A 12321-nucleotide genomic window follows, 5' to 3' on the forward strand; every position below is an offset into this window, starting at 1 on the left:
CATTCATTATAGAATTTTGCCGGGAAAAGGCAAGCAGGAAGTCCGCGGGCATGGAGAGACCGCCGTGCATTCGTGTCATACGCCGGGAGGGTTCCCTGCGCTATGCCGGAGGGCTGACGGTGAGCCAGATGAGGGAGCTGATGCCCAGTACGATCCAGAGCAGGACGCCGAGAACGAGGGCGCGCCAGCCGACGCTTTTGAGCGCATGGTACGACATGCCGAGTCCGATGAGGTACAGGGTGAAGACGAGCGCTTTGACGCCGAGGTCCGCACCGTGCGCGTAGAGGTGTTCACCGGAGGGAATCCACGTTTTGACGGCGGAGGCGATGATGAAGAGGAAGATGAACCAGGGGATGGAGAAGGAGCCCGCTTCCGCGCCGAGGGATTCGCTGCGGCGGCGATGGAACCAGCCGACACACATGGCGAGGGGGATGATCCACAGGGCGCGCGCGAGTTTGACGGGGATGGCATAGGCCAGCGTGGCTCCTCCGTAGCTTTGGGCCGCTCCAGCGACGCTGGAAGTGTCCTGAATGGCGATGCCGCTCCAGTAACCGAAGATTTGTTCGCTCATGTGGAGGCTGTGGCCCATGACGGGGAAGATGAGGAGGGCGACGGCGTTCAGCAGAAAAATGGTGCCGAGGGAGACGGCCATGTCCTTGTTGTCCGATTTCATGACGCCGCCGATGGCGGCGATGGCGGAGCCGCCGCAGATGGAGGTGCCGCAGGAGACGAGAGCGCCTACTTCGTAACGGACTTTGAGCCAGCGCGAGAAGAGGGTGCCGCAGGTGAGGACGAGGGCGATGGAGAAGATGGAGAGGAAGACGCCCTGGCTGCCGACGGCAAGCATGGAGTGGATGTCGTATTTGAAGCCCATGAGGACGACGGAGGCCTGAAGCAGATATTTGGCCCCATTGGCGGTGAGGGAGGAGACCGGGTTGCCCACGGTGAGTGCGACGAAGATGCCGGCGATAAGGAGGATGCAGGCGTCGCCCCATCCCATGACGGTCGCTAGAAGTGCCGCCGCCAGAAATACATAGAAGATGATGTTTTTCATGGGGGGAGGTGGTATTATACGCCTGCCCGGGGGGATGTCAAGGCCGCGTTACTCCGAATACATCCGGAGGATGATGTCGCACAGGTCTTCCTTCTCTTCTTCTTCAGGCTGTTCATCAAGAGTTTGTTCGGGTGCCGGCTGCAGGGTGAGGATGTCGGGTGCAAGGCAGAGTTTTCCGGCTTTGACGGAGTAATGGAAGGCGCCTTCGGTATGAAAGTTGCCGTTCATGTTTTCGTTCTTGGGCATGTACGAATCCATTTGCCATGTGATCTTTTGGTTGCCCGTACATTTCATGGCGCCTTGCAGCGTATAGGGGTAGGTAGTGGCGATTTTTGCTCGTTTTCGTACGAAATCCGGCAATGTGGCGTGGATGCGTTGTTCAATTGCGGTGGAGCATTCTTCGGAAAGATTGCCGGAGCGGATGTAGCGATGGTCTGCCGTTTCGGCGTACAGGTAAATTTCCGAATGCCATTTCCAGTGTTGGGTGACGAGGACAGCCGTTTCATCATCGTTCCACGATGTTTCGATGACGTTGTGGTTGTATGTGTCGTCTGTGCCGAAGCGGGTGAACGGCGTTTTTTGAACGACAGTGCCGGGAGGAGTTTGCTTTTCGATGACGACGGGAATTTCCGGATAGATGTTTTTTCCGAAGACGGGATCCGTCAGGTCGAGGCACAGTTTTCCCTTGCCGGAAGGGGAGGCCGTGTTGTCGATCGGTAGCCGAAGGGTGGATGAGACGCTTTTGACCGTGTATTCAAGGACGATGCGGTTTTTTTCGATGATATAGCGGCATGTTCCTCTGGCTCCGATGTCGCCTCCCTTGCCGGGTTTCGTGCAGGTGGAGGCAAGATACCATTCGATGGTGTTGTCCATGTTGAAGAAGAGATGGCCGCGCGGCACGTATTCCAGATGGGCGGCCCGGTTGTTGCGGCGGATGGCGGCGGTGGCGGGATCGTGCCGGTCCAGATATTGTTCGACCGCATTCGTGCAGAACCGGCCGAATTCGTCGGCGAGAAGGTAGGTATTGCTGTCTGGGGCGCAGGCCCAGTCTTTTTGGTGCAGGGGGTATATGCCGATACAGCCAAGGGCCGGTATTTCCGTTGTGTATGGTTTGGGTGCGTCCGGAGTGTCGGCGGTCGCGGTATCCTGATAAGCAGCGAGCGGAGGCCGGTCGAGAACCGTGGGAGAAGCAACGGCTACGGTGCCGGTGAGGGCAAGGATAAGCAAGAGTCGGAGATGCATGGTTGGGGGAGTGGTTGGAATACGATTGTTTGTCGCGCATTCTATCCGGAAAAGCAATGTTCTTTTGCCTGTTTTGTATGACACGCACCATTTTGTTGAAAAAAGAGCATTGTACGCGGGATGATGGGCTTTTACCTGTTCCCGGGCAGGGCTTCATACGTCGCAAAACTGTGAATCTTTCTGTATTTCGTCGTACTCGCTTAAATTATTTTCCGCTTGACGCTCAATCTTGTTTCCGATAAAAAAGCACGACATGAAACGCACATTGTTCATTCTTTCCCTGTTGGCTGCGTCGGGGTTGTCCTATGCGGCGGCTCAATCGCAGGCATCTTCCCGTTCCGCGAGCGGGACATCGCGCGAATACAGGATCTGGTCGGATACTCCGGCCGTGACTCGCCTTTTCGATAACCAGAAGGAAGAGGGCCGTACCTCCAATCAATACGATGGCATTTGGGAACCCTCCTCTGCGGATGGCGGTACTCCGACGTGGAATGCCGCCAAAGGCAACCCGGCCCAGCTTTGGGAGTCCGAAGGGTATCCGATCGGCAACGGCCGCATGGGTGCGATGGTGTTCAACGGCAGCGGCCGCGACCGCTATGCACTGAATGAAATCTCTTTGTGGTCGGGCGGCGAGAATCTCGGTACGACGAACCGCAACGGCGATAAGAAGTATAACGGTTACAATGCCAATACGGGCGGCGACGGTTTCGGCTGTTATCAGCCGTTCGGCGATTTTATCGTGGATTTCGGCGCGCCGGTGAAGCAGGAAGGTTTCGACCGCGCCTTGTCGTTGAATGAAGCCGAGGTGACTTCCAAGGGTACGCGCAAGGGGGTGACCGTGTCGAGCGAATCGTTCGTGAGCGCGCCCGATCAGGTGATGGTGTTTTCCTATAAGGCGGACCAGCCGGGCAAGCTCGATGCGAAGTTCACGTTCGTGGGCCAGCAGGATGGCGTGCAGGTGTCTGCCTCCGGCAATACCGTGACGCTCAAGGGTACGCTGAAGAACGGCATGCAGTTTGAGGGACAGGCCGTCGTGCTGAACAGTAAAGGTACGTTGACTGCCAATAACGGCGTGCTCGAACTGAAGGGCGGAGATTCCTGCGTGGTGCTGGTTGCACTGGGTACGGATTATGTGATGGATTATTCGAAGCATTGGAAGGGCGCAGCTCCTTCCGGCAAGATCGCCAAGCAATTGGCCGCCGCCAAGAAGAAGTCCCTTGCTGAACTGCGTGCCGCCCACCGTAAGGATTTCTCGAAGTATTTCGACCGCGTGACGTTGAATCTCGGGACGACGGACGCCGCTGTGGCGGGACTGCCGACTCCCAAACGCCTCGATGCCTACAAGAAGAACCAGAACGATCCGCAGCTTGAGGAGACGATGTTCCAACTCGGCCGCTATCTGTTGATTTCGAGTTCGCGCCCGGGCAGCCTGCCTGCCAATTTGCAGGGGCTCTGGAACGGTATGGTGTCGCCGCCCTGGGCCAGCGATTACCACAGCAATATCAATATGCAGATGGCCTACTGGGGTGCGGAGCCGACGAATCTGCCCGAGTGCCATCTGCCCATGATGGATCTTCTCGTGGCGACCGAAGAGCCGAACCGCATTGCCACTCAGGAGTATGTGAAGGCAACTCAGCCCGACCATCAGGGCAAGGTGCGCGGCTGGACGCTGTACACTTCCCACAATCCGTTCGGTGGCAACGGCTGGCAGGTGAATATTCCTGCTTCCGCATGGTATGCCCTGCATATGTGGGAGCACTACAACTTCACGCAGGATAAGGCGTATTTGAAGAAGGTGTACCCGATGATGAAGGAAATCTGCGAGTTCTGGGAAGATCATCTCAAGGAGCTTGGCGCAGGCGGCAAGGGATTGAAGACGGACGGCAAGGAAGTCGATGTGACGAAGTTCCCCGAGTTGGCCGATATCAAGGCCGGTACGTTGGTTGCTCCTCACGGCTGGTCTCCGGAACACGGCCCCCGCGAAGACGGTGTGGCTCATGACCAGCAGTTGATCTGGGAATTGTTCACGAATACCATTGCCGCTGCGAAGACGCTCGGTGTGGACGATGCCTGGGCCAAGCAGTTGGCTGCCAAGCGCGATCGCCTCGCCGGACCGAAGATCGGCAAGGAAGGCAATCTGATGGAATGGATGATCGACCGTATCCCCAGGACGCAGCATCGCCATACCTCGCACCTGTTTGCCGTTTACCCCGGCAATATGATCAATCCGGTGAAGACGCCCGAGTTGTCCGAAGCCGCCAGCAAGTCGCTCGAATGGCGCGGTACGACGGGCGACAGCCGCCGCTCGTGGACGTGGCCGTGGCGTACGGCTCTCTGGGCACGCTTCCACAATGGAGACAAGGCTCATGAGATGGTTTCCGGCCTGCTGCAGCACAATACGCTTCCGAACCTGCTGACGACGCACGCGCCGATGCAGCTCGACGGCAACTTCGGTATTCCCGGCGGCATTTCCGAAATGCTTCTCCAGTCTCACAGCGGACAGATCGAACTGCTCCCGGCGCCCGCCAAGGCTTGGGCCAGCGGTTCGGTGAAGGGCCTCAAGGCCCGCGGCAATGTGACGGTGGACTTTACGTGGAAGGACGGCAAGGTGACGGACTACAAGCTCACTTCGCCGACCGGCAAGAAGGTGAAGCTCGTGGTGAACGGCCAGACCAAGGACGTGACTCCGCAGAAGCAGAAGTAACACCGCTCCCGATTCCGGTTTCAAGGCGCGTTTCCTCAGGGAAACGCGCTTTTTTTCTTTTTGGCATGGTTTTGATAGAGAAACGTGTGGCGGCTTTTTTGTGGAGAATTTGCCCGTACCGTCCACAGTGAGACGCTTGACGGTGTAAAAAATGTCTGTTACACTGACAGACATGGAGCATTTGTCGCCGACTCAGAAAAAGACGATGATCAGGATTGTGGAGGCCGCCATCAAGCTGATGAGCGAAAAGGGTTTCCACCGGGTGAGCGTGCAGGAGATAGGCAATAAGGCGGGTTTGTGCGAGAAGACCGTGTTCCGCTATTTTCCGTCGAAGACGGAGCTGTTGACGGGGATTATCCGGTACCGCGCCTATGCCAAGGAGCTGAAGGAGGAGTTTACCCGCGCCTGCCGTTGGGAACTCGGGCATGATCTGCGTTTGGCTGCCCGCCTGTATTTGCAGGCGACCAGTGCGAAGAGGAATGCGTTCCGCGCCTATTTGAGCGCGCTGGAATCCGTCGATACGAACGGGGACGATTATTTGAAGAGTGCGCGGGAGATGCTGGCGTTCCTGCACGATTACATGCTGAGGATGCAGCAGCTCGGGCGGGTGCGAGAGGGAGATGCGGAGCTGATGGCACGGACGTTCATCAATACTCTGCACGGCTATATGCTGATGTATTGCCTGAATGACGACAGGAAGGTATGGCAGTCCAAGGTGGATTCCCTGCGGTTGACGATCGATCTTTTCATTCAGGGGTTCGAACGGAAGGAGAATGAGGAAGGGAAGAAGGAGGTATGAGCAAGCATTTGAAGGCAATTTCACTGGGGAGCATGGCGCTCGTCGCCGTGGGGGGGATTTTGTGGGGCATCTGGTATGTGCGCGGGAAGCATTCCGTAGCAACGGACGATTGCCGTGTGGAAGCCAGTATCGTGTCCGTGGGGTCGAAGTTGTCCGAACGTGTGTTGCGGGTGGCTGTACAGGAGGGTGAGACGGTGCGCAAGGGGCAGGTGCTGGCCGAGCTGGATGCCCGGAGCCTCGCCGCCCGCACCTCGGCGGTGGAATCCAGGGTGGCATTGATGAAGGCGCGGTACGATGAGGTGATGGCCGGGGCTCGGCCCCATGAGATCGAATCCCAGAGGGCGAAGACGGCGCAGGCTGCCGCGACACTGGAACGCGCCCACCGCGATTACGAGCGTATTGAAAAGCTGGTGGCGGACAATGCCGGTATCAGTGTGGCGGACCGGGACGCCGTGCGCGCGGCCTATCTGGCCGCCAAGGCCGCCCGGGATGCGGAGCAGGAGAATCTTGACCTAAAGCTGGAAGGCTGCCGCGAGGAGGAGAAGCGTTCCGCCAAAGCGCAGTGGGAGGCGGCCCAGGCGGAGCTGGATGAGTTGAAGGTGTTGTCCGAGGAGTGCGTGATCAAGTCCCCGGTGGATGGGATGATTGCCCAGAAACTCGTGCATGAGGGCGAGGTCGTGAATACGGGGCAGAAGCTTTTCTCCATCGTAGACGGCAGCGATATCTGGCTGAATGTGCGGGTGGAGGAGACGAAGATCGGCCATATCCGGCTGGGGCAGGATGTGCAGTTTACCATCGACGGCTATGCCGACCGCGAGTTCCACGGCAAGGTGTACGAGATCGGTGCGACGACGTGCGCCACGTTTTCCCTGATTTCGACGGAGAATGTGAGCGGCTATTTCACGAAGGTCATGCAGCGCATCCCCGTCAAGGTTTCGTTGCCTAAAGAACAGCCGTACGTGGTGTTCCGCCCTGGGATGCAGGGGCAGGTCAATATCGCCTTGTGAGAGTATGGATGCAGAGGACGAAAGCAGGGTGAAGGAATCCACGGCGGAACGCATGCGCCGCCGGGTGCTGGTGCTGCTTGCCTTCGGTTGTACGATACTCACTTTTATCAATATGGGCAGCATCACGGCTGCCACGCCCGATTTGTCGGGCACCTTTGTCGTCGGCGTGCTGGATGTTTCGTGGTCCGGTGCGGCCTGTCCGCTGGGAACGGCTCTTTCCTTTTCGGTGGCTTCCTACCTGTGGGCCCGTATCGGGTTGAGGCGGGCTCTGCGCTTCGGGCTGCTGCTGATGGTCGGAGGCTCGGCTCTCGCCTTGGTGGCCGACCACTTTCTGATGATGATCGTGGCGCGGCTGGTGCAGGGATTCGGCGGCGGGCTGGCTCTGGCATACGGAGCGGGAGTGATGGCGGCGGCTCTGCCCCGCGAAGCTCTGGCGTGGCCGATGGGGTTGCGCCTGTATTCTCTGGGCATGGCTTCCTGCATCAGCCCCGTGGTCGGCTGTTTTCTGGTGCAGTATGGAAGCTGGCGGATGCTTTTCGTGCTGACGGGAGCCGCCGCCTTGCTGATGGCTCTCGTCACCTCGATATTCGTACCCAATGCCAGAATCCCTAAGCAGGGGAAGTTCGACTGGTTTTCCTTTCTGTCGCTGGGCATGTCCTGCCTGTGTATGCTGATGGTGCTGATCGACGGGGAGACGGAGGGGTGGACATCGCCATACGTGATGGCATGGGGGTACGGCGCTTTCTGCTTTCTGGCGCTGACGGCCATTTCCTGCCTGAACCACAAGTCCCCGCTGCTCGATTTCAGCGTTCTGAAGAATTACAGGTTCATGTGCGCCCTGATCGCCTCCTTGTGCAATATATTCTGCGTTTGCTGGATCCGTGCAGGTACGGTGCAATTCATGCGCAATACGATGTCGTACGATCCGGTACACATTGCACTGGTGTTTTCCGTGCTGGTCGCTTCCTTCTGCGTGGGGGCTGCATGTGTGCTGCCTCTGATGGTGCGCGGGAAGCTGGCTCTTCGTGTGGGGATGATGGCGGGGTTGCTGGGCCTGAGCGGCGCGGCGTTTCTGCTGGCACGCCTACATACGGGCAGCTCGTGGCTTGATGTCGCGTGGCCTCTGGCCGTGTTCGGCGTGGGCTATGCCTTTTGCATCAACACCGGTTCGCCTCTGATCATGCGCGGTGTGCCGCCGGAGCGGGCTGCCTCTTCCGCACGCACGATGCATACCGTCCGCTTCCTCTTCATCGCCCTGTTTGCAAGTAGCGTGAGCACCGTGCTGGCCCATATGAAAACGAATTACCAGTTCTCCGTTGCGGAGCAGACGCGGGAGGGGTCGCCGGGAGCCGTCGCCACCATGGATATGTGGCAACGCCATTTTGCCGATGCGGGGCAGACGGCCGGGCAGGTGCATGCCGGGGCGAATGCCGTGCTCAACAAGGCCGTATCGCTCCAGAGCCAGATCTTTTCCACCGATTATTTCTATTTGTGCATCGCCATGGTGGGTGCGGCCGGAGTGCTGTTTGCGCTCTTCTGCTTCCGAGTGCGTGCCAATCAACCGACCAATGCATGACCATGAAACGACGCCCGGGCCTTTTTCTCCTTGTTCCTCTTTCCTTGGCGTTCTGCCTGCCGTCCTGCCGGAGTACGGAGCGGTTCGTACGTCCCCAAATGGATGTGCCCGAGGGAGCGGATGCCACGCAGGATGCGGCTTTGTCCATCCATACCCGGCCCCGGTGGTGGCAGGTATTTCACAGCAGCAATCTGGACAGGCTGGAGGAACGGGCGTTCCTGTACAACCGGGATCTCGCGCATGCGGCCGCCGTGGTGGACAAGGCTGCGGCGATGGCGAGTGCGGAAGCGGCCGGAGAATTGCCCCAGGCTTCATTGAAGGCGGGCGCGGCACGGCAGGAATTGACGAAAGGTCAGCAGTATTCCCAGTCTCTTCCGGAGCGCGGGCGCGACCTGTGGCAGGCTTCAGGCATCCTTTCCTATGAGGTCGATCTGTGGGGCAAGCTGCGTATGCGCTCCGGTGCGGCGCAGGCCGATCTGCTGGCCTCTGCGGCTGCAAGGGATGCCGTCTGGCTGCGCCTGTCGGCGGAAGTGGCTTCGGGGTATATCTCCGTATGCACATGGCAGGAGAAGTGCGATATTATCCGGCGTGTGCACGAATCCTACGAACAGACGTGTTCCATGTATGAAAAACGTTTCGAGCAGGGGCAGTACCCCGAGCTTGCCCTGCGCCGCGTGCAGGCCGAGCGTGACAAGACTCTGGCCCAGCTCCGGAAGGCGGAAAACGAATTGTCGAAGGCTGAGAGCATTCTGGCCGTCCTCGTCGGGGAAAGCCCGCGGGCGATCATCTCCGGCGGCAAGACGCGAGGACGGGAAGAGCTGCTGTCCATGACCCCGCCCGCCATCCCCGCAGGCATACCGGCCGATGTGATCGACCGCCGCCCTGATATTTGCGAATGGGAAATGAGGCTTCGCGCCGCCCACGAGCGCAAGGAAGCCGCTCGCGCGGACCGTTATCCCTCTCTCGTGTTGACAGGGGAATTGGGCCATGTGAGTACTGCGCTGGAGGAGGTGCTGAACCAGCCGACGCGCTTGTACGATATTGGCGGCAGCATGCTACAAACATTGTTCGACGGCGGAAGAAAGAGGGCTGCCCTCGATGCCGCATCAGCTGAATATAAAGCGACCGAAGCAGCCTACGAACAGTCCGTGCTGGTAGCCTTCCGGGAAATACGGGATGCTCTCGTCGAACGCCGGCAGGGCGCGGCCATCTATGATGCGACGAAGAGCGAGGTCGATTGTCTCCGGCGAAGCTGGGATATTGCTTCCAGGCAGTACGATGCGGGGTATATCGGCCTGATGGATGCGCTCGACACGCATCGCAGCCTGTTGAACGGGGAGCTGGAAATGGCCGATGCGGAGGAAATGCGCCTGAATGCCGTCGTCAAGCTGTGCAAGGCTCTGGGTGGCGGCTGGAAAGGCTCCTGACCTTCCAACCGTGCTTTCGGACGGTTTTCTGAGGCAAAATGTCGCATTTCATGAAAATAATGCTTGCAAAAACGGAGTAAATACGGTGTAATCTCCCCGCTCCATGTGAGTCAGTGCTTGGATAGCTCAGTTGGTAGAGCAGTAGACTTTTAATCTATTGGTCCCGGGTTCGAGTCCCGGTCCAAGTACCATTATAAAGCCCCGTCAGCTCAACTGCTTGCGGGGCTTTTCCTTGTATCGGCGCATCCTTGCCGACTTACCCCTTCCAACGATACCATGAAACGTTCCATTCTGCCGAGCGCCATTGCACTCTTTGTTTTTGCCGTGTTCCTGTGCATCAAGTTCGATGCCTTCTGGAGAGTATCCGTCATGATGACGGCATGGAGTACTGCCGATTCTTCCGAAAGTGCATGCAATACGTTTGAATCCGGTATCAGCAACAGGACTGCTGTTGAAAGATTCGAGCTTGTTGCGCGGCAATACTTCGAACAATATCCGGATACGGAGATTGCCGTTTATATGGATATGCTCGGATTTCCTTCGTTTGTCCTGCAGCGTAGGGATCCGCAAACCGGGCGGTATTTTTCTTGCAGCTTCATTGAAAGAAACGATTCAAGAAGTGTTCTTTTTGAGCATTCATCGGAAAAGAAGCAGATCGATGAAGGGAAGGTCGATACTTTTCAAACGGTTGATGCATGCCTGCAATTTCTGGCATCGCGTAAGGATTGATCATCGGTCTGTTTTCACATAGGAGCTTTTCCTTGCATCGGCATGTGTTTGTCGGCATACTCAAACGCGACGATATCCATGAAACGTTCCATTCTGACGATTTTTGTTTCGGCCTTGTCTTTTGCTCTGGCTGTATTCTGTTTTATTTATTATGACTGTTTTTGGAGGACCTCCATTTTGTTGACGGCGTGGAGTGGCTTCGATGATTCTTCAAGTTCGTGCAATACTTTTACTTCCGAAATCAGTGCTAGGACGGTGGTTGAAAGATTCGAGATGGTTGCGCGGCAATATTTTGCCAAGTACCCCGATACGGAGATGGCTATCTATGAGGATTCGATAACGTTTCCCTCACTTGTCTTGCAGCGACGGAATGCTCGAACAGGGCGGTATTTTTATTGCTGCTTCTATGAGGCGAATGATTCGATCGGAGTCTATTTCGAACATTCATCGGAAAAATGGCAGAATCATAACCAAAAGGTTCAAGACCTTCAGACGGTTGATGAATGTATACGCTGGGTGGCCCTTTTTTCCGAACGGTAGCATGGCCGGGCGCCGGGCGATGTGGACCCTGCTTTAAAGATGAACGGGAGCCGCTGCAAGAGAGGCTCCCGTTTGTGTCGGATGGAATGGATGGCGGCGGTTATTTGTTTTCCGCCTTGTCGAGGTTGAGGATGCCGAGGACGGACATGTTGCCATCGGCGTCCTTGCCGGAGGGGAGGTAGACTTTGGCGTTGTTGAGCATGTTGTCGTAGGCTTTGGCTCGGAGGACGTTCGGTCCCATGGCCTTTTCCTTGAGTTCGAGGCCTTCCGCTTCTGCCTTGGCCATTTGGAGGGCTGCGGCGGCTTTGGCCCGGCCCTGCATTTCGATGACTTTCGCTTCGGCTTCGCCGCGGGCAAGGTTGGCTTCGGCTTCTTTGCGGGCGAGTTCCATTTTCATGGCGCCTTCGGCTTCGCCCTGTGCTTTTTGGATGGCGATTTGTTTCTGGGCGATTTCGAGTTCGGTGGCCTTGCGTTCGTTTTCCTGCGTGGTCTGGACTTTTTTCACGACGGATTCGATGATGGCAGCCGGAGGGTTGGTTTCCCCGACGGCGACGGAGTCGATGATGAAGGGGGTGTTGTGGAGTTTTTTGCTGAGCTGCTGGAAGACGTGGTCGGAGATTTCCTGCAGGCTGCCGGAGGCGTCGAGGGCGTTGTATTTGCTGAGTTCGGCGCGGACGGCAGTGCGGAAGGGCTGCTGGATGAAGTTGTTGTAGGCGAAGAGCATGATTTCGTCGGCGACTTCGTCGTCATTCCTGCCGGAGCTTTGGGCGATGCCGCCGAAGTCTTCCATGAATTCCTTGACCTTTTTCGGGTCGAGGCGGTAGACGAGGGAGGCGGTGCAGGAGATGGGGAGTTTGTCCTTGCCGAGGACGGCTCCGCCGTTTTGCGCGTCGAATTTTTCGACGGTCGTGTCCGGGGTGATGGATACTTTGCTGACTTCCTGCCGCCAGACCCATCCGGTGGAGGAGGGGCCGACGAGGATGCCTACGAATTTGTTCTGCCCGAAGATGGGTTTTTCGTAGACGTATCCGGCGAAGCCGGAGAGGACGCGTTTGTTGCCCATGTTGGCGCCGAGGAAGATGGCAAGGGCGATGAGGGCGGCGAGGATGATGCCTCCGATGACGAGGGTGCGGCTGAAGTAGCCTGTGGTTTTGGTGTCGTATGTGGCCATATGCGTGATGGTCGGTATGGGGTGGGGTGCGCGTGGTTGAATGTGCGCGGTGGAAGTATGCCTTGCTGCGGG

The 12321-nt window shown here is 57.7% G+C and carries 10 protein-coding genes and 1 tRNA gene; 8 read left to right on the forward strand and 3 right to left on the reverse strand.

Translation table 11 applies throughout. The features are described 5' to 3' along the window. Positions 1 to 100: 100 nt before the first annotated feature. Both PYTT_RS09635 and PYTT_RS09640 read right to left on the reverse strand, forming a co-directional pair. Positions 101 to 1054 (reverse strand): YeiH family protein, encoded by a 954-nt coding sequence (locus tag PYTT_RS09635; protein WP_067777915.1) that lies wholly within the window; start codon positions 1052 to 1054, stop codon positions 101 to 103. 48 nt (positions 1055 to 1102) lie between these two features. Next, positions 1103 to 2296, reverse strand: a complete 1194-nt coding sequence (locus PYTT_RS09640) for a hypothetical protein (protein ID WP_067777917.1) — start codon at positions 2294 to 2296, stop codon at positions 1103 to 1105. A 253-nt stretch (positions 2297 to 2549) separates the two neighbouring features. Here PYTT_RS09640 and PYTT_RS09645 point away from each other — a divergent pair, with 253 nt between their 5' ends. The 8 genes from PYTT_RS09645 to PYTT_RS09680 all read left to right on the forward strand — a co-directional run bounded on the left by PYTT_RS09645 (position 2550) and on the right by PYTT_RS09680 (position 11078). Then, complete coding sequence (locus PYTT_RS09645; RefSeq protein ID WP_067777919.1) at positions 2550 to 5000, forward strand: glycoside hydrolase family 95 protein; 2451 nt, start codon at positions 2550 to 2552, stop codon at positions 4998 to 5000. Positions 5001 to 5151: 151 nt separating this feature from the next. Then, positions 5152 to 5799: a TetR/AcrR family transcriptional regulator gene (locus PYTT_RS09650; RefSeq protein ID WP_083077137.1), complete on the forward strand. Its 648-nt coding sequence runs from the start codon at positions 5152 to 5154 to the stop codon at positions 5797 to 5799. After that, complete coding sequence (locus tag PYTT_RS09655) at positions 5796 to 6806, forward strand: HlyD family secretion protein (protein ID WP_067777928.1); 1011 nt, start codon at positions 5796 to 5798, stop codon at positions 6804 to 6806. The genes PYTT_RS09650 and PYTT_RS09655 overlap by 4 nt, the downstream gene beginning before the upstream one ends. Before the next feature lie 4 nt (positions 6807 to 6810). Continuing rightward, the gene (locus PYTT_RS09660) at positions 6811 to 8382 is read left to right on the forward strand and encodes an MFS transporter (protein ID WP_067777930.1); all 1572 of its coding nucleotides are present in this window, start codon (positions 6811 to 6813) and stop codon (positions 8380 to 8382) included. Positions 8383 to 8384: 2 nt separating this feature from the next. Continuing rightward, positions 8385 to 9809, forward strand: a complete 1425-nt coding sequence (locus tag PYTT_RS09665) for an efflux transporter outer membrane subunit (RefSeq protein WP_172801808.1) — start codon at positions 8385 to 8387, stop codon at positions 9807 to 9809. Positions 9810 to 9924: 115 nt separating this feature from the next. Further along, positions 9925 to 10000, forward strand: a tRNA-Lys gene (locus PYTT_RS09670). Between the two features lie 85 nt (positions 10001 to 10085). Continuing rightward, positions 10086 to 10538, forward strand: coding sequence for a hypothetical protein (locus PYTT_RS09675; protein WP_067777934.1), 453 nt, complete (start codon positions 10086 to 10088; stop codon positions 10536 to 10538). 78 nt (positions 10539 to 10616) lie between these two features. Next, positions 10617 to 11078: a hypothetical protein gene (locus PYTT_RS09680; protein ID WP_071133438.1), complete on the forward strand. Its 462-nt coding sequence runs from the start codon at positions 10617 to 10619 to the stop codon at positions 11076 to 11078. Between the two features lie 100 nt (positions 11079 to 11178). Here PYTT_RS09680 and PYTT_RS09685 read toward each other — a convergent pair whose 3' ends face one another. Further along, on the reverse strand, positions 11179 to 12249 hold the full coding sequence (locus tag PYTT_RS09685; protein WP_067777937.1) for an SPFH domain-containing protein: 1071 nt from the start codon (positions 12247 to 12249) through the stop codon (positions 11179 to 11181). Between the last annotated feature and the right edge of the window lie 72 nt (positions 12250 to 12321).

The organism is Neoakkermansia glycaniphila (assembly GCF_900097105.1).
GTDB classification, from domain to species: Bacteria; Verrucomicrobiota; Verrucomicrobiia; order Verrucomicrobiales; family Akkermansiaceae; genus Akkermansia; species Akkermansia glycaniphila.